This is a genomic window from Corynebacterium sp. HMSC058E07, from assembly GCF_001809885.1.
GTDB lineage: Bacteria > Actinomycetota > Actinomycetes > Mycobacteriales > Mycobacteriaceae > Corynebacterium > Corynebacterium macclintockiae.
Window position 1 is genome coordinate 348,307 of the sequence record NZ_KV799275.1, and the last position, 25,992, is coordinate 374,298.

Consider the following 25,992-nt stretch of genomic DNA (forward strand, 5'->3'; position numbering starts at 1 on the left):
TAATGTCGTGCTCAGCACTGACGTGTACCAAGTTTCGCTTCGACCGGCATAAGATAAGCCTTCGTGATCGAGTTCATTCGCGAAATTCCCCTCACGGGTACATGGCCAGAGGTTGTCACCTGGGCTGTGATTCTGGCGGTTCTTTCCGCACTCTTCTTCGCCCTCCCCTCAGATCCCCCGGGGCGCCGATGGCGCGCAGTCCTGTGGTCGCTCGCCGTCACTGTCGTGCTCACCGGCGCCGGGCTCGCATTCTTGATGTTGGGCACCACCACTCCCTGGTCGGAGATCGGGTTCCGACTACTGCTGGGTGCAGGCGCACTTATCCTCGCTGCAAACATGGCAGGTTGGTGCGTGGGGGCGTCAATAAAAAAATCCTGGACCATCCTGCTAGTAGCGCTACTTGCCGTGGGCGCAGTGGCGGCGGCGAACCAGTCCTACGAGCTATACCAAGACGTCGGCGAGGTAGACCCCGTAGAGCTGCGCACCTTCCACAGCGTGGACGAACTACCGAAAGCACCGGCCGTACCGTTGAAGCAGTGGCGAGGAACCAAGCACCCCGATTTGCCTGCAGAGGGCAGCATGCTCAACGTCTCCGCACCGAAGAAGGAATCGGGATTCCATGCGCGGGATCTGCGGGTCTACCTGCCACCGGCATGGTTTAGCTCGCCGCGCCCCCAGCTGCCGGTGTTGGTGCTGCTCGCAGGCATCCCGGGCGATCCCGACCAGTGGTTCGATTCGGGACAAGCTACCGAGATCGCTCGCCGGTACCAACAACAGCACGGTGGTGTAGCCCCAATCATCATCTCCGCAGACGCGACGGGCGGTACCTGGGAAAACCCAGTGTGTACAGACTCCAACAAGGGAAAGGTGCAGACCTTCCTCACGGTCGACCTGCCCCGCTGGGCGCAACAGCACCTGTCCCCCAACCCGGATCAGCACACGTGGACGATCGGCGGGCTTTCCTACGGCGGCACGTGCGCCTTCCAGGTGATCACCAACCACCCCGACAGCTACGGCAGCTTCGTCAACATCTCTGGCGAACGCACCCCCGACGACGGCACCAGCCACGAATCCACAGTGCAGAACTTCTTTGGCGGTTCCGAGGACAAGTTCAAGGCCCAGAACCCCGAAGATCTGCTGAAGAAGCGAACCTACCCACGGACCGCGGGCATGTTTATCGCCGGCCGGGACGATAGCTCTGCCAAGACGGCCCTCAAGCACCTGCAACCACTGGCCGTCGCCGCGAAGATGCAGGCCAGCTACCACGAGATATCCGGCGCGCACAATTTTAAGACCTGGCGCGGAGGACTGAACCTGGCCTTCCCGTTTATTGTCCGCCGGGGTGGGCTGGAAAGCTAAGGACCTCGCGGATCGAACGGCCCGTGAGAAGCATGATCAGCCGGTCCACGCCCAAGCCCAAGCCGCCGGTCGGCGGCATACCGTTTTCGAGGGCGCGCAGGAAAGCCTCGTCGACCTCCATCGCCTCCGGGTCGCCGCCAGCGGCTTTCAACGACTGCGCCTCGAGGCGGTCGCGCTGCTCCAGCGGGTCGGTGAGCTCCGAGTAGGCCGTTCCCAGCTCCACGCCCCAGGCCACCAGATCCCAACGCTCGGCCACACCGGGCTGGCTGCGGTGCTGGCGGGTCAGGGGCGACACGCTGGTCGGGAAGTCCGTATAGAACGTCGGCGTGGTGGTGGTGGTGCACTCCACCAACTGCTCATACATTTCCTGCACCACTTCGCCGGCATCCCAGCCCGGCTGCACCGCAATGTCACGGTCGGCGCACAGGGCCAGCAGCTGTTCGAAGTCCGTCTCGGGCGTGATGGACTGCCCCAGACGCTCGCTAATGGCGCCGTAAACGGTCTTCACCGGGAAGTCCTCCGCGATGCTGACCAGCTTGCCCTCCGGGTCCATCACCACTGGCTCGCCGTAATAGGCCGTGGCGGCGGCCTGGATGATCTTCTGAGCGACTAATCGCATGGATTCGTAATCGCCGTGCGCCGCATAGGCCTCTACCGTAGTGAACTCCGGGTTGTGGGTGGCATCCACTCCCTCGTTGCGGAACACTCGCCCCAGCTCGTAGACCTTCTCCGCCCCCTGGGTCAGCAGGCGCTTCAGGTACAGCTCCGGCGCGATGCGCAGGTACAGGTCCTGGTTGGCCGCATTGCTGCGGGTCTTGAACGGCCGCGCGTTCGCACCACCGTGCACGCGCTGCAGAATCGGGGTCTCAACCTCCATGTATCCCAGTCCGTCCAGGGTGCTGCGGATCGCCGCGTTCACCACCGACCGGGCACGCAGGCGCTGGTTGACCTCCCCGATGCCAGCACCGCGGCGCTGCAATGGGTGTAGATCCTTCGCCTCCATCGTGATGTCGTCCACCAGCAGCGAAGGCTCGCCGGTACGGGATTCCCCGCGCACACCCGTCGCCGCCACCAGGTCACCCAAGTCGAGCGCGCGGATCTTCCAGGCCAACTGCTCCCCCGGCGCCTCGACCAGGAGCTGGCAGGTGCCCGAGGCATCCCGCAGTTCAAAGAAAGTCACCCCACCAAAGTCGCGTTTGGCCACGATCCGGCCGGATACGCGCAGCGGACCGCCACGGTGGGCGTCACTACCATTGCCTTGACCTTCGGCAACCTCCGCGCACCGCACAACCGTAACGGCACCAGAGCCAGCGATAGGGTCAGCAACGGGCCAGGGCTCCATCCCAGATTCCCGCAGCGCCATGGCCTTTTTGATTCGCACGGCCGCTTGTTCGCTGGCGGTCTGCTTGTTCGCATCCGTCACCTGCTCCACGTAGTTCAGCGCTTGGGCTGCCTCGGGCTGGCTGGTGGCTGTGGATGTGTAGCCACGGTGCTCTTCGCTGCCGCTGCGGTTGAACAGGGCGCCCATGGTCGGCACGAAGCCCTCCGCAATGCCGGAGGCCAACCCGACCCGCGCCATCGACAGAGAATCCGGGTAGCAGACATAGCGCGGAATCCACACGGGCTTGTATTTCTGGTTCGACCTGTAGAGGGTCTCCATCTGCCACCACTTGGACAGGTACGTCAACACCCGGCGCGCTTGCCTGCGCACCGGTCCGACGGCCACGGCATCCTCACTGGCGAAGAGCTCGCGGAACACGGCGAAGTTCAGCGATAGCTTCTGCAGCTTCGCCTCGGTACACAGCGCCACGATCATGGTTTCGACCGTGCCATTCGGGGCGCTTGGGCTGCGGCGCATCAGATCCAGCGACGCGCCGCTGAGCCCCCAGGGGATAAACGACAGCACTGCCACCGTTTCCTCCCCCACCAGCGCTTCGGCCAGCAGGCAGTCTTTGTCCTGCGGGTCGCCGAGCCTGCCCAGGGCCATGGAAAAGCCGCGTTCGTCGGTCGTATCGCGCCACTGGTCGGCCAGTACCTCGACCCGCTGCATCTCTTCGGCGCTGAGTTCGCCGTGGCGACGGATCCTTACGCGCACGCCCGCCTTTTGTGCGTGCGCGCGGGCCTGGCGCACCTCGCGCAGCTCGGAGAGGCGGAAATTCTGCGTGTCGATGACGGCCTCGTCCCCCAGGTGGATCGAGCTCAGCCCATGTCGTTCGTACGCTCTGGTCGCTGATTCGGACGCCCCCATCACAGCCGGAACCCATCCAAACGAACGCGCACGGTCCAGCCAGGCGGAGATTGCCTGATCCCAGTACCTCGGATCGCCAATCGGGTCGGCTGACGCCAAGCACACGCCAGCTTCGATGCGATAAGTCACCGCTGCCCGACCCTTCGGTTCATAGACGACGGACTTGTCGCGCCGGGTGGCGAAGTATGCCAGGGAGTCGTTGGTGTTGAAGCGGCGGATGAGGGCTCGCAGTGCTGCCTCGTCCTCCGGGCCGATACCGTATTCGTCGCGGTGCGAGCGGAGCAGAAACAGCCCCGCCAGCAACAGCACGACCGCGGCCAGGGCCGATACCAGGAAGCTGACGACCTTCGGCGGGGTGCCGGCGACGTGGGCGTGGTTAAACAGGGAGAACCCGGCGGAGTGGTTCAATGACCACAGCGTGCGCGTTTCGGCGGATAGGTTCCCATGGAACACGTGAACCAGCACCAGCGCGATGAGGAACACCACGACGGTGCCAACCAGCCACGTCAGGAATGCGCCGAGGATTGCGCCCTTGACGGTGTGGGTGAAGAAATCCCTGCGTTGCCTGAGCATCAACAGCAGCAGCAGGAACTGCACCCCCATACCGGTCACAAACAGGGAATGTGCCCACTGTGGGACCGGGTCGAAGTACTGCGGCAGGCAAAGAAGTAGCACGTTGCTGACGTTGAGGATCAGCAGCGCTGCCACGGCCACGACCCAGGCGGCGCGCTTCGCTTTGTACAGCCCCACTCCCAGCACTAGCAGCGCCGCCGACCACGCCACCGAGGGCACAGGCACTGGCAGGAAGACGTTATCCATCACCACCAGCATCTGGCGGACGTGCACGCGGGCGGCGCTGGAGATGCTGAGCACCAGTGCCATCAGCGCATAGGCGCACAGGATGGTGCCAATGAAGCGGGGGAAGAACGCCTGTGTCGCTAACGGGTCTTTCGCGGCGCGGCCCCCTGCGCGGGTTCCTACGCGGATCCCTGCGCGGATCCGCAGCTTTGGTAGGTTTCTGCGATCAACATTCACCCAATGAATTATGCACGCTGGGTTACACAGTCGGGCCGAACACGCCGCGCACCATCGCATCTGCCATCACAATGTCGCCCGTCACCAGGTCCGGCACTAGGCGCGCCATGGCCGCCCACCCCGGGTAGGCATCCAGCAGTTTGCCCAGGCTGGACATCTTCTTGTGCGCGTACATGCGGGTGGCTAGCGCGAAGACCATGGAGACGACGGGCGCCAGCGCCCAGCGGTTCTCCGGGGTATCCGTATCCACGCCCTCCAGCTTGTCGAAGCGCACGCGCGCCGACAGGTACAGCTGGCGGTTGGCGGACTTAACCTTCCGCAGCAGCGTGACGGCGGTCTTCATCAGTTCCGGATCGCCCAGCAGCGCGGACAGTTCCTGCCGCTTGTTAAACGTTTCGAACACCGCGATCAGGCGGCTGTTTTCGTCGCTCAGCGCGCCCGGTACCACGCCCGCCTTGCCGAAGAACATGTCCAGCACGGCCTGCTGCTGTGCCGCGTCCATGTGCGCGATCTGCACGGTGGTGTTATCGATGCAGGCAGTATCCAGCGAGACATCGCGCCCCGTGTCCAGCGTCTGCACGACCGCTTGCCCGGCGACTTGCTTGAGTTCCTGGCGCAGGCGCTTGTCCTTCGCCTTCGCTTCTTGGGTCTGTGCTTCTTGCGCTTCTAGTTCTGACGCCCCCTCCGGGTCCACCAGCGACAGGTCCCCCAGGATCTCGAGGGCTGCGATCCAGGGCGTGTTCGATCGTTCGGCTTCCGCACCCACCAGGGTGGAATGCACCAGCCCGGACAGGATGAATTGCGCGGGTCGGTCCGCCGCCGGAACCAGAGACTGGGACATGGCGTGAACGGATTCGCGCGGGTTTTTGGTCAGCGCCGTGCGCAGGTTATCCAGCACGTCGAAACGTCCGCGCAGCCAGCCTGCCCGCACGTCCCACAGGGTAGACAGTGTGGCCGTGTCGCCGGGCAGTTCCGTGGACTCCCCCGCTAGGAACGCGGAGAGCTTCGCCCACGGATCCTCGTCCGCGCCTTCCCTGTGGGCTCCGAAGTAGCCGGTGGCCTCTGCGACCGCGCTGTGCTGGCCCGCGGCTACGGGGGCGCGGAGGTAGTTGAAGCGATCCCGGCCGAACAGCTGCACGCTCAGCGGGCCGGCGCCCACCAGCTCGGCGGGCAGGGTACCTTGTGCGATGGCCCCGCCTTCTGCTCCAGCGGGGGCAGCTGCCAACTCGACGAAGGTCGCCGGCTGCCAGGGGGCGGTGTTCGGCCAGACCCACGCACCAGCACCGGGAGCCCCGAAGTTCACCGGAACATCCGGCGCGTCGCTAGTGATGGAAAGTGCCGCCCCGTCGACCGTGGCGGAGTAATCGAAGCTCGGCACGATGCGGGCCAGGCGCACGCTCACGCGGCGATCCTCGACGAACTCCAGCTCGATGGAGCCGGAGGTCAGGGTCGCCAGGGAGGCTTCGGCCTCGGCCAGGTCCACGAACCAGGTGACCTCGTCGATTGTCTGCAGCTTCAGGGTGCGCACGGGCGAGCCGTGGTGGTTGCGGATCACCACGCGGGCGTCCCCCATCAGCGCGCGGTTCTCTGCCTTCGAGCCCATGCCGGGGCGGAAGCCAGGGCGCACGCGGAAACGGGTTTGCGTGTCGATGGAACGGGCGGAGACCTCAATGGGGTCGGTGCGCCACATCGGATCCTCGCCCTGCATCGTCAGCTGATAGCGCAGGCGCGAGGGCTTCACGATGACGGGCAGCGCATCGCCCGCGTCGGTCTCCACGATTGTCGTCGTGAAGCGATCGGTGGGGCCGAGCTTCTGCGGAGGGATCTTCTCGAAAGGCTTGTCCCCCGGCAGCAGGCGCACCGTGACAGGGCTCAGGCCGCCGGCCATCGGCAGGCGCGTCTGAGCGCTGGGGCCGCTGAAGTCCATCTCCAGGGAAAGGCCTTCCACCAGCGCGTATTCGTGGCGGAAAGATTCGTTGCGGGGGCCGCGCAGGCGCACCAGGTACTCGCCCACCCAGGGGCTTTCCCAGGCCTCGGGGTCGAAGACATCGAACAGACCACCCTCAGCCGGAACCTCCAGCGGTTCCTCGTCCGAGACTTCCTCGCCCGTTTCGCCGGGTCCGGCGTAGGAGGAGACGGACAGGTACCAGGTCTCCGCCGCGCCGGAGATCGTCGGCGGGAACTCCACCTGCAGGCTTTCGCAGTGGATCACCTTGCCACTAGTCGTTTCCACGCCTCCAACTACGTCGTCGGGCTCGACGAACTGCACGCGCTGGCGCGGGTCCACCGCGCGCACGCCGACCATGGACGGGCTGTGTTCGCCGGGCTTGGCGATGTGCAGGCTCAGGGATTCGCTGAGATCCAGCAGGCGGATTACCCACCCGTTCCAGCTCTTCATCGGCTGTTCTTCCAGTACCGGAATGTCCGTGCCGGTCACCGGATCCACGGCGGTGGTTTCGGCGGGAACGACAACGTAGACCTGCTGGTGGTGCAGGGAAACTCGGCCGGTCAGATCCGCCCCGCGGATGGTGAACACCAGCACCGGATCATCGTTATCCACCAGTGGCAGCTGCCAGTGCTGCCCGTCGTTAGCGTTGCGCACGCTGACCTTGCGCAGCGGCTGGCGCACCGGGATGTCCAGGATCTCCGATACGGCCCGCCCCGCGTTGTCGGCGTGCATCGTGCGGAAGGCCGCGGGCGCGCCGTCGAAGTCGACCCGCCAGCGCACCTCGGTGTGCAGCTTCCCGTCGACCTCTAGGGGCTGGGCGGGCAGGCGCAGAACCACGCGCTGTCGCAGCGTGTCTAGCTGCAGGCGCGGCTGGTCCTCGCGGTGCGCCACGCCTACGCTGTGACGCCGATCTTCCGTTCCCACCGGCCTCTCACGCAGCTCTTCGATCACATCCTCGAGGATGAGTGCTGGCAGCTCCACCGGCGGAAGGGTGTACTCCCAGGAGTCCGGGTGCGCCGCGGCGTGGGTGACGATCTCCACGATCGGGGCAATCAGCTTCGCCGCGGTGTCCGGCAGCGTGGCGCACAGCGGCCCCACCTGCCGGGGCTCGTCGGCCAGCTCGGCGACGATGCCGCGGGCGATCTCGGCGGCAATCTCGGCAGCGTCTATCTCCGTCGCGGCATCCGCGCCCTGCTGGCGGTGCCTATCCACCAGCTCGATTAGCTCCGGCACCCAGTCCGAGGCAATGCCCACGTGGGCGAACAGGCGCCCGAGTTCCCCATCAGGCCCGCCGGATACGCCGTCCATGGGATCCAGCCCAGCGGCGGACAGTAGCTCCGCGAACCGCCCCTCGATCAGTTGGGTACGTGTGGGCGTCGGCTCCAAACCAAGGCCGTACCAGTACTCCGCTGGCAGTTCCGAGACCTCATTGAACCGCGCAGCGCGGGACAGCAGAGTGGCGATCGTCAGCGCGGGGCAGGCCTCTAGCAGGGACTTTTCAGTGGATCCAGCGGCGACCTGGCGGGCGATAAAGGTGCCGAAGAAGCGGGTAAGGCGCTCTAGCTCGTCGCCGTCGATATCCAGCTCCACGAAGAGCTCGACGTCCGCCAACTTCCCGGCAAGGGTCGCCTCCGTCGTCGATGCCCACGGCAGGAGGGAATCCTGCAGATCAGAGATCGGGCTGGTGTTAGCTGTTGCGCTGGCTGGACTCTTCTCGCTAGAACTCACGCGACCATCCTACGCCACCGTTCAGGCGGTCTTCTCGGGAGCCATCCTCTGCGAAATAACCCTGGTCACACCGTCGCCGCGCATGGTCACGCCGTACAGCACGTTGGCCACATCCATGGTGGGTTTCTGGTGGGTAATCACGATCAGCTGCGAATCCTTCCGCAGCTCCTCGAACAGGGCGATCAGGCGCCGCAGGTTCACGTCGTCCAGCGCGGCCTCGACCTCGTCCATCACGTAGAACGGGCTCGGGCGGGCCTTGAAGATCGCCACCAGCATCGCCAGGGCGGTCAGGGACTTCTCACCACCCGACAGCAGCGACAGGCGCTTGACCTTCTTGCCCGGCGGGCGGGCCTCGACCTCGATACCGGTGGTCAGCATGTCGTCCGGGTCGGTGAGCACCAGTCGACCCGCGCCACCCGGGAACAGGGTGCTAAAGACCTGAGGGAAGGCAGCTTCGACGTCCTCCCACGCCTCGGTGAACAGCTGCAGGATCGTGGCATCCACGTCGGCGATGACCTCGTGCAAGTCATTGCGCGCCCGCTCCACATCGTCCAGCTGCTGGGCCAGGAAGTTGTAGCGTTCCTCTAGCGCCTTGAACTCCTCCAGCGCCAGCGGGTTGACCTTGCCCAGGGAGTTCAGTGCCTTCTCGGCCTTCTTCAGCTCGGCCTTGGTGGCGGCTGCGTCAAAGTCCTCCGGCAGTTCCTCGGCCAGCAGCTGCTCTGCGGTGAGCCCCAGTTGCTCCATCGCGCCGGCCACCGCCTGCTCGATCTTGACCTGCGCCTGGGTGCGCGCCAGTTCGGCGGTGTGTGCGTTGTCGTTCATGCGCCCCAGCTGCGCGGTCAGGGCGGATACCTTGTCGCGCTGCTGCGCCATCGTGGTCTGCCACTGCTTGTGTGCGTGCTCGGTCTGCGAGCGGTTGGCTTCGGCGGTGGCCAGTGCGTCGGCGATGCGGTCGGCGATTCGCTGGGATTGTTCGCGCACGCAGGTCGCCATTTCCCGGGCGGCGGCGCGACGGGCTTGTTGCTGCTGGTGGTGTTTACGCGCGGCTTCTTCCGCCCGAGCCTGCCTGCGCAGGTTCTCGGCCTTGCCGCGGGTGGATTGCGTGCGTTCCTCCGCGGTGCGCTGCGCCAGGCGAGCTTCCATTTCCATGGCCTTGACCTGGGACAGGTGCAGCGCTGCGGCATCGCGCTCGGCCGACGACGGCTCGGTCGTGTGGTCTTCGTCGTCCACGCGCGCCACGCGGTCGGCTAGCTCGTCGAGTTCCTCGGTGGCCTTCGCCAAGCGCTGCTCGGCCGATTGCTGTTCGGCGGTACTGCGCTCGAGTTGCCTCTGTGCCGCGTCGCCCTGCTTTTGCAGCGCGCCCAGGCGCTTGGCTGCCCCGTCGCGCAGAGCCCGGTGTTCCTGCTCCGCCGCGCGCGCCGCAGCCGCCGCGGTGCGTAGGTCGCTGGCCGCGTCGAGCGCACCGGACAGTGCGGCCTGCAGGTCGCCTAGTTCCTTCTTTTTCTTTGTGACGCCCTCTGTTTCCGCCGCGATCCTATCCGCCAACTCGACAGGGGTGGTCCCGCCGGATCCACTGGCAACCCACCCGGCGCCGTAGACGGAGCCGGCCTTCGTCACCGCGCGCAGGCGCGGGTCCGCGGCCACGACCTTCCTGGCTTCCGCCGCACTGTCCACGGCCACAACGTCCACCAGCAGGGCAGTCAGGGGGCGCAGCAGGTCGGCGGGCACGTCCATCAGATCCAGCAGCCAATTGCCTGCGGAGACGTCCGTATCCAGGCGGAACGTCGCGTTCGCATCCCCTTCCGGAGCCGTCGGGTCCAGCAGCACCGCGCGGCCTTCGCGGGCATCGGTGAGGGCGGAGATGAGGGCGTCCGAAAGAGGAGCCACAATTCCCGAGCTCGCCGCATCGCCCAAAACCGCGGCCGCGGCAGCACCCCATCCGTCGTGAATGTGCAACTGCTCGGCCAGTCGGCGGGTGGCAATGCCCGCCTTGTCGGCGGCGCGGACGACCACCGCAGCGCCGTCGGTGGGGGTCAGCCGGTCCTGCCAGGCGGCAATCGTGGCCTCGGCGGTGGCTATGTCGCGCTCCAGCTGCAGCTGTTCGGCGCGCAACTGTTCGGCGCGCTCCTCCGCGCCTGCGGCCTCGCGGTCGGCCTGGGCGCGGGTTTCCTCCAGGTCACTGCCGGAGGCTTCGGTCTCGCGCAAGGCTTCCTCTGCCTCGGTGATGTCCTCCAGCAGGCCGTCGAGGGTTTCCTGTTGCTCGGCGGCGTTGTCCTGCAGGCGCTCGACCTCCGCGGCGGCGTTGTCGCGCTGGGTGGCGGCAGCCTCGTGCTGGGCCAGCAGGCGCACCACACCCTCGCGCCGGTCGGCAATGGCGCGGACCTGGGCGAAGTGTTCCTGCTCGGCGGCGCGTGCGGCCTCCTCGGCCTCGGCGACCTGCTCGGCGATCGTCTCCAGCTTCTCGGCGGCGATCTCCACGTTTTCTTCCAGCTCCGCCTGCTCCTCGGCGGCGCGCTCGGCGCGTTCCAGCAGCTCCTGTGGGTCCGGGCCGGACCATTCGGCAACCTGTGCCTGTTCCGCACGGTCGCTGGCGATGCGCAGAGTGGCGGAGTTCTTCTCCTGCACCGCGGACAGCCGGTACCAGAGGTTCTTCGCCGCCTCGGCTTCCTCCAGGGCGGTGCGCAGTTCTTCCTCGGTCACGGCCAGGGTCTCGCTGTGTTCCTCCAGCTCCGCCTGCAGTTCGGCGCGCTGTTCGGCCAGCATCTCACTGCGCCGCGTGGAGTCGTTGAGCTCCTCGGATAGCTGCTTAACCTTGTGCGCGGCCAGCTGCACGCGCGTGCTGCGGATGGTGGCCTGCACGGCGGAGGCCTTCTGCGCGGCCTCTGCCTGGCGCGCCAACGGCCCGAGCTGTTTGTGCAGCTCGTCGGTCAGGTCGTGCAGGCGGTCGAGGTTGGCCTGCATGTTGACCAGCTTGCGTTGCGCCTTCTCTTTTCGACGCCGATGCTTCAGCACACCAGCGGCCTCCTCGATGAAGGCGCGACGCTCCTCGGGGCGGGATTCCAGGATCTGCGATAGTCGGCCTTGCCCGACGATCACGTGCATTTCGCGGCCGATGCCGGAGTCGCTCAGCAGCTCCTGGATGTCCATCAGGCGGGCCTTGGCGCCGTTGATCTCGTATTCCGAGGCGCCATCGCGGAACATGCGGCGGGTGATGGAAACCTCGGAGTATTCGATGGGTAGCTTGCCATCAGAGTTGTCGATGGTCAGTGTGACTTCCGCGCGCCCCAGTGGCTTTCGGTCGCCCGTTCCGGCGAAGATGACGTCTTCCATCTTCCCGCCGCGCAGGGTCTTGGCGCCCTGCTCCCCCATGACCCAGGCCAGGGCATCCACGACGTTGGATTTCCCGGAACCGTTCGGCCCCACCACGGCACAGATGCCTGGCTCTAATTTCAGGGTCGTCGCGGACGCGAAGGACTTGAATCCTTTGAGCGTCAACGACTTTAAGTGCATTGCCTGATGCTATCAAAGCGCTGCAGCGCTCAGTAGCTAGGTAGCCCCGTTGTGGAGCTCGCGGCGCTGGCACTCCGGATCCGTGCCGTCCCAGCACTCGACGTTCTTCAACTCCGGCAGACTGTCGCGGTGGAAGATCGGATCCATGCCCGCGGCCTTCTGCTGGGAGAAGTCCCGCAGCAGCTTGATGGCCACGCCTCCCAGCGGGACGATGGCGCAGAGGTTGATCAGAACCATCGTGGCGGCGAAGGTGTCTGCCAGGGACCAGACCAGCGGGACGGTACCGATGGCGCCACCGAACACGCAGAGAACGACGAGCACGCGGAAAATGTTCAGCTTGGTCTTGGACTTGGTGAAGTACTCCACGTTCGCCTGTGCAAGGTAGTAGTTGCCCAGCACGGAGGAGAACGCCAGGAAGAACAGGATGATCGTGATGAAGTGAGTGCCCCACTCGCCCACCTGAGCGGACAGCGCATGCTGGGTCAGGTTGGCGGTCTGCACGCCCTCGCCGTAGGCCGGGTTGGACAGCAAGATGATGAAGGCCGTGATGGAACAAACCACCAAGGTGTCAAAATATACGCCCAGGGTCTGCACCAGGCCCTGCTTAACCGGGTGGGATACCGCAGCGGTGGCGGCGGCATTCGGGGCGGAACCCTGGCCGGCCTCGTTGGAGAACAGACCGCGGCGCATGCCGTTCATGAAGGCCGCGCCCAGGGTGGCACCGGCGATCTCCTTGATGCCCAGGGCGTGCTCCACGATGGTGCCGAACATCGCCGGAACCTCATCGATGTTGATCGCCAGAACCAGCACACCCAGCAGGATGTAGGCGGTGGCCATGAGGGGAACGATCACCTGGGTGGCGTTGGCGATACGCTTCACGCCACCAAAGATCACCAGGGCGGTCAGCAGTCCCACCAGCAGGCCAACGCCAACCTTTAGCCATGTGGCGTCGGGTGCAATGTTAGAGTTCAGGGCGTGCAGGGACGAACCCGCTGCCTCCGCGATGGAGTTGGTCTGCACAGCGTTGTACACGAAACCATAGGTGATGGTGATGGCGATGCCGAAGATCAGCGCCAGCGGCTTCGCGCCCAGCCCCTTCGTCATGTAGTAGGCCGGGCCGCCCACGTAGCCGTCCTTGTCGCGGGACTTCCACAGCTGAGCCAGCGTGGCTTCCACGAACGCAGTCGCGCCACCGACGAGGGCGACCATCCACATCCAGAACACTGCACCCGGCCCGCCGAGTGTGATGGCGATGGCCACACCCACGACGTTGCCTGTACCCACGCGCGAGGCGGCAGAGATGCTGAAGGCCTGGAACGCGGAGATGCTCTCTCCGCTCTTACCGACCGCGGGTTCCTTCACCGAGCGGAACATGTCCGGCACCATGCGCAGCTGCACCAGCAGGGTGCGGATGCCGAAGTAAGCGCCGGCGGAGAGCAGGAAGACGGGGATGATCTTCCAAATATTTTCGTTCAGCGTATTCGCAACGAAATTTTCAATCATTTCCATGGGAAAAAACTTACCCGAAACGATTGCTATCTTTGACACTCAGCACAATAGTGCGTGGATCTGCCGCCGATCACAATGCGCTTGATCAGTGCCCCACACCTCTTGCACGGCTCTCCGCCGCGCCCGTACACCTTCAGGGAACGCGAGAAATAGCCCGATGCTCCATTGACGTTGACGTACAGCGAATCAAAGCTGGTGCCGCCCTGTTCCAGGGCGCGTTCCATCACTTCCGCCGCCGCGTCCACGATCCGGTGCAGCGTGGGCCTGCTCAGCGAAGCGGCACTGCGCCGCGGCCGCACGCCCGCCAGAAATAGCGCCTCATCGGCGTAGATGTTGCCGATACCGGAGACAACCTCCTGGTTCAGCAGCACCGTCTTCACCGCCGTACGCTTTGCCTTCATCCGCTCCACCGCTTCCCGCGCATCGAAGGCGGGCTCTAGCGGATCGGCGGCGATGTGGCGGACGTTGTGGGGTAAAAATTTTTTGGACGCCCCCTCGGCCCCCACTCCCCACGGATCTGGCACGGCCTTTTCCAGCCGCCACTCGCCGAAGGTGCGCTGGTCCACGAAGCACAGTTCGCGCCCATCGGATAGGCCCGCCCGGATGCGCACATGTGGGGATTGCACCTGGCCGGGGTCGGCCACGAGCATCTGGCCGCTCATGCCCAGGTGCACTTGCAGCAGGAAATCCTCGCCGAAATCCAGCCACAAAAATTTTCCGCGGCGTTTAACGGCGGAGACGGTGGCGTCACGAAGAAAAGAAACAAGCGCATCCGGGTCGCCGGAGCGGACGGCGCGCGGGTGACAGACCTGAACGTCGGTAAAGCGACGGCCGACGAGGTGCTCTTCGAGGCCGCGGCGGACGACCTCAACCTCGGGTAGCTCAGGCACGCTCTTTAAGCTTCTGCACGGCCTGCTTGGCGGCAGCGTGCTCGGCGACCTTCTTGGTGTGTCCTTCGCCGTGGGCGACCAGGTCGTCGATGGTGACGGTGGCGAAGAAGGTCTTGTCGTGCTCCGGGCCTTCGCCACGCACCTCGTAGGTGGGCAGGGGCAGCTTCATGTCGGAGAGCTTCTCCAGCAGCACGGTCTTCCAGTCCATGTTCAGGCCAGTCGTGGGGGCCTCGGTGATCATATCGGAGAAAATACGCAGCACCGTGGCGCGGGCGACATCGAAGCCGTGATGCAGGTAGATCGCGCCGAGCATGGACTCCACAGAGTCCGCCAGGATGGAGTGCTTGTCCTTGCCGCCGGTCAGCATTTCGCCGCGGCCGAGCAGGATGTACTCCCCCATGCCCAGGCGGCGGGCAACACCGGCCAGGGCGTACATGTTCACCACGCCGGAGCGCATCTTGGAGATATCGGATTCCGCGCGCTCCGGGAACTGGCGGTACAGCTGCTCCGCGACGGCCAGGCCCAGGACGGCATCGCCGAGGAACTCCAGGCGTTCGTTGTTCGGCAGATGGCCGTTTTCGTTGGCGAAGGAGCGGTGGGTCAGCGCCAGGCGCAGCAGATCATCGGGCAGATCCACGCCCCAGGCTTCCAGCAGCGGGGCGTGGTCGGACTTGCCATAGGCGGCGTTGAGGGCGGCCTCGCCGGTCAGTCGGCGTTTACGAGCCATGTGGTTTTAGGGTGCCTTTCCTTTTTAGAGGTTCTTGAACTTTTCCAGGCCAGCCCAGCGCGGATCGGGTTTGTCCTCGTCGTCTGCCTCTTCGCTGATGCCGTCCGGGCTCGGGGTATCCTCGCGGCACTCGGCGCCGAAGTCGGTGCACACGGGGCTGAACGGGGCGTTGAGCCCGGCTTCGTTGATGACCAGCTGGGTGATGTCGATGGCGTTGTCGTGGACCAGCAGCGGCTCGTCGAGTTCTTCCTCGGCTTCGTCGTCCGCGCTGTCTTCGGCCGTGATGAAGTCCGGGGTCAGGCCGAACACGTCGCTGATGGAGTATTCCAGGGTGGTGGAAAGATCCTGCAAGCAGCGCGAGCAGGTGCCCGTGGCCTCGCCGCTGACCTGCACGGTGGCCATGATCGCCTCGCCCAAGTTCGCCAGGGTTCCATGAACTTCGACGGGCGCGCCCTCTGCTACGCCCAGCATGTTGCCGCCCCACGGTACTGGGGACGCCCCTTGGGCGTCGACCGGCTCGCTGAGTCCAGTAGGGATATCGCCGACTGCAAGAACGAAGGGGTTACTCATACCCTTCTTTCTACCCGGTTATCGCTGCTGACGGTAACCGTGGGGGTCGGAATCGTTCTGGTAGCCGGAAGCACCAGCGCCCTTGCGCAGTGCGGAGCGATCCCGGTTGACGGTACGCAGCGTAGTGGTGAGGGTGTCTTCGAACTCGGCCAGGGTGGAATCGACGTAGCGGTCGCACTCGGTGCGTAGGCGGTCGGAATCGGCGTGGGCGGATTCGATGATGCGCTTGGCCTCGGCCTCTGCGTTGCGCACAACCTCGGACTCGGAGACCAGGCGGCGCTGCTCTGCCAGGCCTTCGTCGACGGAGCGCTGGTAGCTGGCGTTACCTTCACTGACCAGGCGCTCGGCCTCATCGGCGGCGCGACCGGTGACCTGGTCGTATTCGCGGCGAGCATCGCTGACCAGGCGGTCGGCCTGATCCTCTGCCTGCGCGACGGTGTTGGTGGCGCGTTCCTGGGCATCCTGGAGGATCTGGTCGGCGCGGTTCTGTGCGTCCTGCACGATCGCGTCGGCCTCAGAGTTGGCGCTGGAGATGGTGGCGTCCGCCTGATCCTGCGCGTCCGCAACGATGTCGTCGCGGTGGTCAAGGACGTCCTGCGCATCGTCCATTTCGATAGGAATTGCGTTGCGCATTTCGTCGAGAATGTCTAGGACCTCGCGCCGCGGAACCATGCAGTTGGAGGTCATGGGCACGCCATAGGCCTGCTCCACCATTTGCTGTAGGTCATCCATACCCTGGAATGTTTTGTACATGGCTCCCACCATGCCATCACTTGACCTCAACTACAGGTTTAGACACGGCTTTTGGGTACGGCTTTGGGCGAGTTAGCCGCGGAACTTCTCCTCCACCGCCGCAACCACCGGCTCCGGCAGCAACCCGGACACGTCCCCACCGTACTTCGCAACCTCCTTGCACAGGGTGGAGGACACGTACCCGTACTCCGGGGAGGTCAGCAGGAAGTACGTCTCCGCGCCCGACAGGCGCTGGTTCATCTGCGCCATCGGCAGCTCATATTCGTAGTCCAGGGAGCTGCGCAGCCCCTTGACCATCGCCTGAATGTCGTTTTCCTTCAGATAGTCCACCAGCAGCTTGTCCCAGGTATCCACCGTGATGTTCTTCGGCCCGTTGGGAATGGCTGCAATGGACTTCTCGATCAGCTCGATACGCTCTTCCGCGGTGAACAGGCCGTTCTTGTTCGGGTTATAGGTCACCAGAACCACGACCTCTTCCCAGTTAGCCGCAGCGCGCGTGAAGATATCCAGGTGTCCCAGCGTGATGGGGTCGAAAGATCCAGGGCAAACTACTCGCATGCCAACTAACCTAACCCTCGCCCCGCCATATCGCCATGTCGAAGCGGGCGATGCCGTAGGTGCGCTTCTTTAGCTTCTGCCCGGTCGGCTCGAAACCCTCCGGCCACGCGGTCTCTGGTGAGGCACTATTGCGTTCGATCACCACGACGGCGTCACTAGTAAGAACAGGAATGAGCGCCTCCACCATTTCGGCGACAGCCTCGTCGGTGAGCTCGTAGGGTGGGTCGGCCAGAACCATTGTGTAGTGGTTGCGCGGGGCTCCGGCCAGGAAGGATGACGCCTTCGCCTCCACGACCTGCACCTTCGACTCAGGCACGACGCGCGCGTTGTCCTTGATCACCTTGATCGCAGCGGCGCTGTTATCGACGAGCGTGACTTCTTTCGCCCCGCGGCTGGCGGCCTCCAGGCCGAGGGCGCCAGAGCCTGCAAAGAGGTCCAGCACGACCTCGTCGACGAAGCCGAAACGGACCTGCAGGGAGGAAAACAGTCCCTCGCGGGCGCGGTCAGCCGTGGGGCGCGTGCCCTCGCTGGGGACCTTGATGCTGCGGCCGCGGGCGGTGCCGGAGATGATGCGTGTCATTGTTCTTGGGTCCTGCCTAACTGTTGTTCTGGTGAGGTTCCACGCGCAGCATCACGTCCCCGCCGTGCATATCCACGTAGTCCTGAGAGTTCGTCCTGCGCACCACCCCGGGCCCCGGCGCAAGCACGGGCGCTTCCAGCTTCAGCGATTCCACCGTGCATAGCGCGTCGCCGGTATCTACGGGTTCGCCGTCGGCGACGAGGAAGTGCACGACTCCCGCGAATGGGGCACAGATTTCCATGCCCCAGAGTCTAGCAATGCAGTGCCTTGGTATTGGCGCCTGGCTCTTGCCGCCTAGCTCTTTTCGATGTAGTCTTGGTCGTCGATCTCGATGTCCACCACCAGCGAGCGCGCCAGCTGCTCGTCGTAGGCCACCAGCGCCTCCGCGTAGTCGCGCGCAGATTCGATGATCTCGCCGTCGGTGCTGAGGTCTAGTAGTGACGCCCTTCGCGCCGACCGCCCCGACTGGTCCTCGCCCAAGATGTCTCCCTCGGTGCGCATCTTCAGGTCCTCCTCGGCCAGGCGGAATCCGTCGTTGCTGTCGGCCACCACCTGCAGGCGGTGGAAGGAGGGACTATCCGGCGCGGCGGTGGTGTGCAGCAGGCACAGCGAATCCCGCCGCCCGCGGCCGATGCGCCCGCGCAACTGGTGGAGTTGGGAGAAGCCAAAATTCTCGGCCTCCAGGATCATCATCATGGAGGCGTTCGGCACGTCCACGCCGACCTCGATGACGGTGGTGGCGACCAGCACGTCGATCTTCCCGGCGGCGAAGTCCTGCATCACCCGGTCCTTGTCGGCGGCGTCCATTTTGCCGTGCAGCATGGCCACGCTGCAGCCGGGGAGTTCCTGCGTGGCGATGCGCTCGCTCCATTGTTCCACGCCGGAGTAGCCGTCGATGCGGGGCGCGACGACGTAGGCCTGCCCGCCAGCGTCGATTTCCTCACGCATGCGTTGCCAGGCCCGCCGCACCCAGTGGTATTTGTCGGCGGGCACTACAACCGTTTCGATGTCCCCGCGTCCGCCGGGTTTGCCGACCAGCGTGATGGGCGTCAGGTCGCCGAACATTGTCATTCCCACCGACCGCGGGATCGGGGTGGCGGTCATGACCATCATGTGTGGGGTCGCGTCCACCGGCGCGGATTCCCGCAGCTTGTTGCGCTGTTCCACGCCGAAGCGGTGCTGTTCGTCGACGATGACCATGCCCAGGCGATAGAACTCCACCGAGTCCTGGATCACCGCGTGCGTGCCCACCAGGATGTCGGTCTGCCCCGACACCAGATCCAATAGCGTGCGCTGCTTGTCGGCCTGCTTCTGGGATCCAACCAGCACGGATACCCGCACGTCGGTGTTTTCCAGCATCTTCACTAGGTTGCGGGCGTGCTGCACGGCCAGGATCTCCGTCGGCGCGATAAAGGCGCACTGGTAGCCGGAGTCCACGGCCCACAGCATGCTTATCAGCGCCACCATCGTCTTGCCGGAGCCGACCTCGCCATGCAGCAGCAGATTCGCCGGGGTCGTCCCGCCCAGTCGGGATCCGATGTCCTCCAGCGCCATTTTCTGTCCCGCGCTGAGGTCGAAGGGCAGCCCCGCAATGAGCTTCCCCACGTTCTCCCCCGGCGCGAGTGCCACGCCGGTGCGCTTCGTGGCGTCACTACGTCGCAGAGCCATGACCAGCTGCAACTCCAGCGCCTCGTTGAACTTCAGCCTGCGCCGGGCGGGTTCGGGCCCGGCTTCGGTGGGCTGGTGAATGTGCCGTAGTGCGTCGGCGAAGCTGATCAATGGCCGCCCCTTTCCGTCGACGGGCCAGGCGGGCGCGCCGGGGTTGCGCCGTGGCAGGGGCAGGAACTCGCCGGGCTCGTCCATTACCCGCAACACGTGGTCCATCACGCCCAACATCTCCGCGGTGGAGGTGCCGGGGCGGCGCTTGTAGCCCGCCATCCACGGCTTGGCCAGCAGTTCCTGCGCGGCGGTCTCCGACCCCATGACGTCCACGATGGTCTTCAGCGGCCCGAACATCCCGAACTCCGCATCCAGGGCGGGCAGGATGGATACGTAGCTGGGGTTTTTGAGCTCCCACTGGCCGTTGAACTCGGATAGCTTGCCGTGCAGCAGCATCATCGAGCCCTTCTTGATGCGCTGCCGGTGGTAGGCCACGTTCCCGAACAGTGCGGAGCGGAAGTTCCGCACGCCGTCGGTGAAGGTGAAGGAAAGGAACTTCCGCGGCCCGCGCCCGGAGAGGTTCTCCCGCTCAGCCGCATGGAGGATCTCTCCGGCGCACGTGTACTTCTCCCCCACGCGCAGCTCGTCCAGGCTCTGCGGCGAGCCGAGCCGCGCGTAGGTTGTTGGGAAGTTCAGCACCGCATCCGCGATCGTCTTGATCCCGGGTTTATCCGCCAGCCGTTTGGCGCGGTCGTTGGAGATCGCTACCGATAGCGGGCGCGGGTCCTGCCACCCCAACATGGGCTATTCCACTCCGATCTGCACCAGGCGCGGGTCATAGTCGTTGCCTTGTAGTTCGATGCGGTGGTCGTCGATCTGCACGTCCGGGTAGAGCTCCGCGAACGTGGCCTTGAGCCCTTCGATGGTCGCCTGATCGGTTGCCGGGGCACTCCACAGTAGGGTGACTAGCTCGCCGCCGTCGGCCAGCATGGAGCTAAGCGTATCGACCATGCCTTCTGGCGGACAGGTGGCGTAACGCTGCGAGTCTACTGCGTCGATCATCTCTTCGACATTGTCGTCCCAGTCCACCCCGGGATCGTTCACCGCCAGCGCCGCTAGGCCGCCGACCAGCGATTTTGTGTCGATGATGTCGATCTCGCGCGCCCCATCCAGCCCGCGCAGCACCGACATGTCCTGCCCGTTGGTCAGCACGGCGACCGGTCCGCTGCCCAGGTTCCGCATTGCTTCGCCCAAGGTTTTGTTGTTTGGTGACGCCACAGCCACAGCACCAGCGGCCTCAAACAACTGGGCCACTCCGCCGGTGGGCGTGAGCGCCACGATGAACGGCCCGTGGTTTTCCGCCTTGGGTTGGCTGGTCGTCGGGGCGGGCGCGCCCTGGATTCCGGGGTGGCTGGCTTCCCCGTCGGCGGGCAGAACCTCGATGCGCAGATCGGTGACGGTGCCCAGTTCGAAGGCTCTTTGGATCACCGGGCCGGCCTGGTCGGTGTGCACGTGCGCGGTGCCAGCTTCCGGGGCCAGCGGCCCCACGATCACGGAGTTGCCATGGGCCTCCAGCAACTCCCGCAGGGCATCCAGGTTCCCCTCGAAGAAGAACATCACCTCGACTTCTTGCTGGGTTCGGTCGTGGTCGGGCGTGGTGGCGTCCTCAGTAAAACCAGCACCCTCCAGGACATCGACCAGGGCCTGCAGGATCACCACCAGGCCTCGGCCGCCCGCGTCGACAACACCGGCCTCAGCGAGGACGGGCAGCTGGTTGGGGGTATCGGCCAGGGCCTGCTCGGCGGCGTGCAGCGCGCGGGAAGCGACGGCGGAAAGCTGCTGATCACCGTTGTGAGCGGCGGCTGCGGCGGCATCGAGGACGGTGATGACGGTGCCCTCGACGGGCGAGGAAATCGCCGCGCGGACGAAGCCCACAGACTGGGACAAAGTGTCGGCCACGGCGGGGCCGTCGATGTGCCCCTTGGAGGCGCTTTCGGCGAGGGCGCGCATCACCTGGCTGAGCACCAGGCCGGAGTTACCGCGGGCGCCGCGGACAGCCCCGGTGGCCAGGGCGATGGTGACTTCGGAAAGGGTCGCACCCTCCGGCAGTGCATCGACGGCGGCGACGGCGGTGGCCATGGTGTGGGCCATGTTGGAGCCGGTATCGGAATCCGGGATCGGGAAGACATTGAGGGCGTTGATGGCCTGGCAGTTCTCGCGCAACTGGCTGGCGGAATGCCGCGCCCACTGGGCGACAACCTGCGCGTCGAGCTGGGCGGGTGCCTGATTCACCGGCTGTGCTTCTGCCACCGGTTGCGCCTCTGCCTTCCTAGATTTCACTCCCACTACCCTAGCGAACCAGCCGGACAGCAGGGCGGTTTGCGGGATCGTGGCGCGTTATTCCTTCCGTGCCAGTGATGTAGATCTACCGCATCCAACGCGAATCCAGGTGGGGGGTTGACTTGTTTATCGTTCACCCAGAGAGCACATAGCCTCCATGAGAGTGCTGTAGACGACACTCGGCTCGCTATCGTGCCACTCGGTGTCACTGTCGCGCTCGTCCTGGTTTTGCGGTTGAGCCGTCGGCTCGTAGAGCCACCAGAGGTTTTGCCACGGATCAAAAAGTCTTGCGAGACGATAGCCACCGTAGAAATCGCTAATTGGAGTAACGACGCGGCCTCCTTCCTTTACAGCCCTATCAAGGCACGCCTGGGCGTCAGGAACGTAGACCTGCAGGAGGGCTGGCGTGAACGGCCAATCTTGCTTTCGATCACAAAGCATGATGGTGGCATCTCCAACCATTACTTCCGCATGGATGATCGAACCATCTCGATCCGGCGTGCGAACATGCGCTGCTTCTCGACCATCGAAAACTGTTTCCACGAAGTGGATGAAGCTCACGGAGTCGGGGACGATAGCGAAGGGATTTATTGTGTTGTGTCCAGTCGGGATTTTCAACGAAGTCATGTATACATAAAATATGAATAATTCGAGCAAAGTCAAGTACCGCCAAGGCGCTAGTTTCCTGTTGGCCACACTTGGACGCCGCGCCGAGAGAGCATGGGCAGCTCTCCTCACAGAGCAGGGAATTACCACCGCGCAGTTCACAGCCATGGCGGCGATCGCGGAAGGCGAACGAACGCAAAACGACGTAGCAATGGTTACAGCCGTTGACCCGCGAAACATCGGCGCCACAATCAAAAAGCTCACGGCGGTGGGGTGGGTTCAAGCTCGATCAAACCCCGCCGATGCGAGATCACGACTCCTCTGTTTGACACCCGCTGGCCAGCAGTGGTGGGACGATGTTCAGCCTGCCCTACGTCAAGGACGTGACTCATTTTTCCAGGGACTCACCCATAGAGAGTTGACCAACTTGGAAGAACTCCTCGGAAAACTCGAGGCCGCACAATCCGACAAAGCAACGAACGGACCCGGCCATCGTTGCTAGAGCCGCCAGTCGACGGGCGCGCCACCGGAGGCCCCCAGGATCGCATTTGCCCTGCTGAAGGGGCGCGAACCGAAGAAGCCCCTGTAGGCCGACAGAGGCGAGGGGTGCGGGGACATCACGCAGCGCTCCGGGCCGATGAGGGGTGCGAGCTGCTGGGCCTGCTTACCCCACAGGATCGCGGCGAAGTGCGGGTTGGCGGCAACCTGGCGGACGGCGGCCTCGGTGATGGCCTCCCAGCCACGGCCGCGGTGGCTGCCCGCGTTGCCCGCCTGCACGGTGAGGACGCGGTTGAGCAACAGCACCCCGCGGTCGGCCCACGGGGAGAGATCCCCGTCGGCAGGGGCGGGCAGCCCGAGGTCGTCTGTGTACTCGGTGTAGATGTTCTTCAGCGACTTCGGCAGTGGTTCGCCCGCGGGCAGCTCCGCGGAGAACGCCAGCCCCACTGAGTGCCCGGGCGTGGGATACGGATCCTGCCCGACGATCAGCACTTTTACCTGGGTAGGGTCGGACTCGAAAGCCCGCAAAATTTTTTCTGGCGCGGGCAGGGTCTGCGCCCGCTGTGCGTGGCCTGCCGCAGCTTGTGCCTGGCCTGCCGCAGCTTGTGCCTCCTCCAGCGCGCCGGCCAGCACCGACTGCAACCCTGGCAGATACCACGCCGGGTGGATGCGCTCGATCAGCTGGTGCGCCTGCGCTTGCGCCTGTGCATGTGCTTGTGCCTGTGCAGAGTCCATATCCACTGCCTACACCGACTGCCAGCCGTTTGTAAATGGCGGGCGGCCACCGTCGACCAGCACGTAATCCAACCCGCCAGCCGGGTCCTCCCCAACCTCCTCCGAGAGGCTGCGCACAGTCCCGATGCGGCGGTAGCCGCTGGGCATGCGGGCGTCCGTAGTTCCCAAAAGAGTATGGTCCTCGCCGCCGGTGTAGATCCACTCCAGAGGGTTCTTGCCCGTCATCTGCGCCGCGTGCCGCAGCTTCTCGTCGGGCACCAGCGCCGCCCCGTCCAAGTCCAGGCACACCCCGGAACGCTCTGCGATGGCGCACAGGTCCACGATCAACCCGTCGGAGTTATCGGTCATGGCGCTCGCACCCGTCGCCCGCGCAACGGAGCCACGGCCCGGCTGCAGGCGCGGGGCGCAGTGCCAATCGGCCAGCTCGTTGAGGATCGGATCGTCGGCCGGGATCGCCTTGCGCGAACCATAGTGCCGCAGAATCGCCAGCCCTGCCGCGCTGTAGCCAATCGGCCCGCTGGCGATAATCCGTTGCCCCACGCCCGCGCCGTCCAACGTCAGCGCCGCGGCCGGGCCGGAAAGCTCCCCCATCGCGGTGATGGAAATGACCAGGTCTTTGCTGGTCACAACGTCTCCGCCAACAAGCTCCGCCGCCCACGGAGATGCGGCCTCATCGATCCCGCGCGCAATGTCCGCCACCGTCTGCAGCGGCAGATCCCCCGGCGTGGCAATCGCCATCAGAATCGCCGTCGGCCGCGCGCCCATCGCCTGGATGTCCGCGAAGTTCTGCGTCACCGCCTTCACCCCGACCTCCCGCGGAGTCGAGTAGTCGAACGTGAAGTGCCGCCCCTGAACGAGGATGTCCGTCGAGCACACGTGCCGTGAGTTGGTACCGGCGGGTTCCAACACTGCGGCGTCATCACCATTAAGAGAACTCGGCGCGGCGTTGCGGATCGCCGCGATGGTGGCGGCCTCGCCGGCCTCGGCGACAGTGAGTGAAGTGCGCATGCAACAGTCTTTCCGTAGTGCGGTGTGCGGGCGGGGTCACCTTGGGGTCCCGCGAACAGTCTAATTAAGATGGTGCGCTATGAGTGACGAAGCCTCCTCCCCCGCCTCCACCCCGCGTGCCGTTGATACCCCGCGGTACCTGATTATTCTGTCGACGGTGCTGGCCGTTGCGCTGATTATTGCGGTGATTACGGCCGCGAAGATCACGGTGGATCGGAAGGTGTACGCGCCGATGGCGATGGGGCCGGTGGATGCGCCGGAGGCGTCGTCGCAGGTGTGCGCCGATTTCGTGGATAGGTTGCCGGGCGACCTGGGGCGCTTCCGCGCTGTGGAACTTCGGGAGCCCGCGCCTTCAGGTGCTGCCGGGTACCGCGACTCTTCCGGCGCGGAGCTTTCCGTGCGCTGCGGAGTGAACGTCCCCGACCAGTACACAGTGTTGTCGCCGGTGTTTTCTGCGGGGGAAGTGCGCTGGACGGCTGTGTCCGATGCGACTCCTGGCTCTGACCTGCGGACTTGGTATGCGGTCGGGGGTTCGCCCGCGGTGGCGGTGACGACGTCGGCGGATGTGGGTGGCGCGCTCGGCGCGGTGGGTTCCGCTCTTTCTTCTATTTATGACGCCAACTCTCCAGCAAAGCCCGCCCCCTACCCCCTGTCCGATGCTCCGGTGGCTGGTGGTTCCGAGGGTTCCGGTGGTTCCGGCGGTTCCGGTAGGGCTGGTAGGGCTGGCACTTCCGACGGTTCCGGTAGGGCTGGCACTTCCGGCGGTTCCGGTAGGGCTGGCACTTCCGACGGTTCCGGCGGTTCCGAGGGTTCCGGCGGTTCCGGCACCTCCGGCGGCGAGACTGATTCTCCCGCGTGCCGCAAGTTCCTGGACTCCCTGCCGTCCGCGTTGGGCAGCTGGCGACTGGTCCACACTTCCACCGGCTCTGGCAAGTCCTCTGACCAGGCCAAATTTGGTTCCCTTCCCAAAGATGTGAGCCGCTCCGCACTTGACAAGGCCCCCAGCGGCTCGGCCACATACTTGGCCGACGACCGTGAGCCGGTGGTCATTCGCTGCGGTTTGGCCATGCCCAAGTCTTACGCCCCGGGAGCCCAGTTGACCCAGGTAGACGACGTCCCTTGGTTCTCCGACCCCTCGCTTTCGCGAGGCTCAACCATGGGTCACTGGTATGCACTTGGCCACGAACAGATCGTCGGCCTCGCGATGCCTCAATCCGCCGGCGACGAGGTCATTGCCTCCGTGACCAGTGCAATCTCCTCTTCCCTTAAGAAGACTGAGAAGCAGCCTGCCCCTGCCCAGCAGTAGCCCGCCCTTGCAGCTCACCTCTGCAGCTCACTTCTGCAGTCCGGCGCTTCCCAGCTGCAACAGCCCCCAGGCCCAGCAGAAGCAGCCCTTCCCCGCAGTCCCACACTTCCCAGCTGCAACAGCCCCCAGGCCCAGCAGAAGCAGCCCTCCCCCACAGTCCCACACTTCCCAGCTGCAACAGGAACCTCACGCGCACCATGCTATAAGTGCTAAATGTCGCTAAATGTCGGAAAAGTTGCAAAACGTAAACTTGCCTCTCGCACACTCACAAACAAAAAGCCTTTGACCTGCACGTTTCCGATATTGCAAATAAGCCCCAATAACAAACTGCAACTTTTCCGACATTTCCACCCTCCCCCGCAGTCCCACACTTCCCAGCTACAACAGGAACCCCACGCGCACCATGCTATAAGTGCTAAATGTCG

Annotated in this window: 19 protein-coding genes; 3 read left to right on the forward strand and 16 right to left on the reverse strand. The window is 64.9% G+C overall.

From position 1 onward, the window contains the following. Positions 1-63: 63 nt before the first annotated feature. The gene (locus HMPREF2678_RS07020; RefSeq protein ID WP_070551581.1) at positions 64-1,359 is read left to right on the forward strand and encodes an alpha/beta hydrolase; all 1,296 of its coding nucleotides are present in this window, start codon (positions 64-66) and stop codon (positions 1,357-1,359) included. Here HMPREF2678_RS07020 and lysX read toward each other — a convergent pair. The 14 genes from lysX to HMPREF2678_RS07090 all read right to left on the reverse strand — a co-directional run bounded on the left by lysX (position 1,328) and on the right by HMPREF2678_RS07090 (position 22,041). Further along, positions 1,328-4,642 (reverse strand): bifunctional lysylphosphatidylglycerol synthetase/lysine--tRNA ligase LysX, encoded by a 3,315-nt coding sequence (gene lysX, locus HMPREF2678_RS07025; protein WP_246817904.1) that lies wholly within the window; start codon positions 4,640-4,642, stop codon positions 1,328-1,330. The genes HMPREF2678_RS07020 and lysX overlap by 32 nt on opposite strands. A gap of 22 nt (positions 4,643-4,664) precedes the next feature. Then, complete coding sequence (locus HMPREF2678_RS07030) at positions 4,665-8,318, reverse strand: hypothetical protein (RefSeq protein WP_070551582.1); 3,654 nt, start codon at positions 8,316-8,318, stop codon at positions 4,665-4,667. Positions 8,319-8,339: 21 nt separating this feature from the next. Continuing rightward, complete coding sequence (gene smc / locus HMPREF2678_RS07035; protein ID WP_070551583.1) at positions 8,340-11,828, reverse strand: chromosome segregation protein SMC; 3,489 nt, start codon at positions 11,826-11,828, stop codon at positions 8,340-8,342. A gap of 36 nt (positions 11,829-11,864) precedes the next feature. Continuing rightward, positions 11,865-13,337 (reverse strand): alanine/glycine:cation symporter family protein, encoded by a 1,473-nt coding sequence (locus HMPREF2678_RS07040; protein ID WP_070551585.1) that lies wholly within the window; start codon positions 13,335-13,337, stop codon positions 11,865-11,867. Between the two features lie 26 nt (positions 13,338-13,363). After that, on the reverse strand, positions 13,364-14,227 hold the full coding sequence (gene mutM / locus HMPREF2678_RS07045) for a bifunctional DNA-formamidopyrimidine glycosylase/DNA-(apurinic or apyrimidinic site) lyase (RefSeq protein ID WP_070551588.1): 864 nt from the start codon (positions 14,225-14,227) through the stop codon (positions 13,364-13,366). Beyond that, positions 14,220-14,954 carry a ribonuclease III gene (rnc, locus tag HMPREF2678_RS07050; RefSeq protein ID WP_034970434.1) on the reverse strand — a complete coding sequence of 245 codons (735 nt, stop codon included), beginning with the start codon at positions 14,952-14,954 and terminating at the stop codon, positions 14,220-14,222. The genes mutM and rnc overlap by 8 nt, the downstream gene beginning before the upstream one ends. 24 nt (positions 14,955-14,978) lie before the next feature. After that, on the reverse strand, positions 14,979-15,524 hold the full coding sequence (locus tag HMPREF2678_RS07055) for a YceD family protein (RefSeq protein WP_070551591.1): 546 nt from the start codon (positions 15,522-15,524) through the stop codon (positions 14,979-14,981). Between the two features lie 18 nt (positions 15,525-15,542). After that, complete coding sequence (locus tag HMPREF2678_RS07060; RefSeq protein ID WP_070551595.1) at positions 15,543-16,277, reverse strand: DivIVA domain-containing protein; 735 nt, start codon at positions 16,275-16,277, stop codon at positions 15,543-15,545. Positions 16,278-16,349: 72 nt separating this feature from the next. Then, positions 16,350-16,835 (reverse strand): pantetheine-phosphate adenylyltransferase, encoded by a 486-nt coding sequence (gene coaD, locus HMPREF2678_RS07065; RefSeq protein ID WP_034976117.1) that lies wholly within the window; start codon positions 16,833-16,835, stop codon positions 16,350-16,352. Positions 16,836-16,845: 10 nt separating this feature from the next. Then, positions 16,846-17,415: an RsmD family RNA methyltransferase gene (locus tag HMPREF2678_RS07070; protein ID WP_034976120.1), complete on the reverse strand. Its 570-nt coding sequence runs from the start codon at positions 17,413-17,415 to the stop codon at positions 16,846-16,848. A 16-nt stretch (positions 17,416-17,431) separates the two neighbouring features. Then, positions 17,432-17,656, reverse strand: coding sequence for an acyl-CoA carboxylase biotin carboxyl carrier protein subunit (locus tag HMPREF2678_RS07075; RefSeq protein WP_070551597.1), 225 nt, complete (start codon positions 17,654-17,656; stop codon positions 17,432-17,434). A 53-nt stretch (positions 17,657-17,709) separates the two neighbouring features. Beyond that, positions 17,710-19,875, reverse strand: coding sequence for an ATP-dependent DNA helicase RecG (locus tag HMPREF2678_RS07080; protein ID WP_070551599.1), 2,166 nt, complete (start codon positions 19,873-19,875; stop codon positions 17,710-17,712). Positions 19,876-19,878: 3 nt separating this feature from the next. Then, on the reverse strand, positions 19,879-21,384 hold the full coding sequence (locus HMPREF2678_RS07085) for a DAK2 domain-containing protein (RefSeq protein WP_246817905.1): 1,506 nt from the start codon (positions 21,382-21,384) through the stop codon (positions 19,879-19,881). A gap of 156 nt (positions 21,385-21,540) precedes the next feature. Continuing rightward, positions 21,541-22,041: a VOC family protein gene (locus HMPREF2678_RS07090; RefSeq protein WP_035002251.1), complete on the reverse strand. Its 501-nt coding sequence runs from the start codon at positions 22,039-22,041 to the stop codon at positions 21,541-21,543. 13 nt (positions 22,042-22,054) lie between these two features. Between HMPREF2678_RS07090 and HMPREF2678_RS07095 the strand changes: the two genes are divergently transcribed. Further along, positions 22,055-22,522: a MarR family winged helix-turn-helix transcriptional regulator gene (locus HMPREF2678_RS07095; RefSeq protein WP_035002249.1), complete on the forward strand. Its 468-nt coding sequence runs from the start codon at positions 22,055-22,057 to the stop codon at positions 22,520-22,522. Here HMPREF2678_RS07095 and HMPREF2678_RS07100 read toward each other — a convergent pair. Further along, a complete protein-coding gene (locus HMPREF2678_RS07100; protein WP_070551605.1) occupies positions 22,519-23,253 on the reverse strand; it encodes a uracil-DNA glycosylase in 735 nt (244 codons plus the stop codon). The genes HMPREF2678_RS07095 and HMPREF2678_RS07100 overlap by 4 nt on opposite strands. Positions 23,254-23,262: 9 nt before the next feature. Further along, positions 23,263-24,261: a thiamine-phosphate kinase gene (locus HMPREF2678_RS07105; RefSeq protein ID WP_070551608.1), complete on the reverse strand. Its 999-nt coding sequence runs from the start codon at positions 24,259-24,261 to the stop codon at positions 23,263-23,265. A gap of 79 nt (positions 24,262-24,340) precedes the next feature. On the opposite strand from HMPREF2678_RS07105, the gene HMPREF2678_RS07110 reads away from it, so the two are divergent. Next, positions 24,341-25,567 carry a DUF3515 domain-containing protein gene (locus HMPREF2678_RS07110; RefSeq protein WP_070551611.1) on the forward strand — a complete coding sequence of 409 codons (1,227 nt, stop codon included), beginning with the start codon at positions 24,341-24,343 and terminating at the stop codon, positions 25,565-25,567. The last annotated feature ends 425 nt before the right edge of the window (positions 25,568-25,992 follow it).

What these genes read in the sequence shown, in the direction of transcription:
- smc (WP_070551583.1), bottom strand. Translation starts at nt 11,828, where the DNA reads ATGCACTTAAAGTCGTTGACGCTCAAAGGATTCAAGTCCTTCGCGTCC.
- HMPREF2678_RS07040 (WP_070551585.1), bottom strand. Translation starts at nt 13,337, where the DNA reads ATGGAAATGATTGAAAATTTCGTTGCGAATACGCTGAACGAAAATATT.
- rnc (WP_034970434.1), bottom strand. Translation starts at nt 14,954, where the DNA reads ATGGCTCGTAAACGCCGACTGACCGGCGAGGCCGCCCTCAACGCCGCC.
- HMPREF2678_RS07055 (WP_070551591.1), bottom strand. Translation starts at nt 15,524, where the DNA reads ATGAGTAACCCCTTCGTTCTTGCAGTCGGCGATATCCCTACTGGACTC.
- HMPREF2678_RS07060 (WP_070551595.1), bottom strand. Translation starts at nt 16,277, where the DNA reads ATGTACAAAACATTCCAGGGTATGGATGACCTACAGCAAATGGTGGAG.
- coaD (WP_034976117.1), bottom strand. Translation starts at nt 16,835, where the DNA reads ATGCGAGTAGTTTGCCCTGGATCTTTCGACCCCATCACGCTGGGACAC.
- HMPREF2678_RS07070 (WP_034976120.1), bottom strand. Translation starts at nt 17,415, where the DNA reads ATGACACGCATCATCTCCGGCACCGCCCGCGGCCGCAGCATCAAGGTC.
- HMPREF2678_RS07075 (WP_070551597.1), bottom strand. Translation starts at nt 17,656, where the DNA reads ATGGAAATCTGTGCCCCATTCGCGGGAGTCGTGCACTTCCTCGTCGCC.
- HMPREF2678_RS07080 (WP_070551599.1), bottom strand. Translation starts at nt 19,875, where the DNA reads ATGTTGGGGTGGCAGGACCCGCGCCCGCTATCGGTAGCGATCTCCAAC.
- HMPREF2678_RS07090 (WP_035002251.1), bottom strand. Translation starts at nt 22,041, where the DNA reads ATGACTTCGTTGAAAATCCCGACTGGACACAACACAATAAATCCCTTC.
- HMPREF2678_RS07095 (WP_035002249.1), top strand. Translation starts at nt 22,055, where the DNA reads ATGAATAATTCGAGCAAAGTCAAGTACCGCCAAGGCGCTAGTTTCCTG.
- HMPREF2678_RS07100 (WP_070551605.1), bottom strand. Translation starts at nt 23,253, where the DNA reads ATGGACTCTGCACAGGCACAAGCACATGCACAGGCGCAAGCGCAGGCG.
- HMPREF2678_RS07105 (WP_070551608.1), bottom strand. Translation starts at nt 24,261, where the DNA reads ATGCGCACTTCACTCACTGTCGCCGAGGCCGGCGAGGCCGCCACCATC.
- HMPREF2678_RS07110 (WP_070551611.1), top strand. Translation starts at nt 24,341, where the DNA reads ATGAGTGACGAAGCCTCCTCCCCCGCCTCCACCCCGCGTGCCGTTGAT.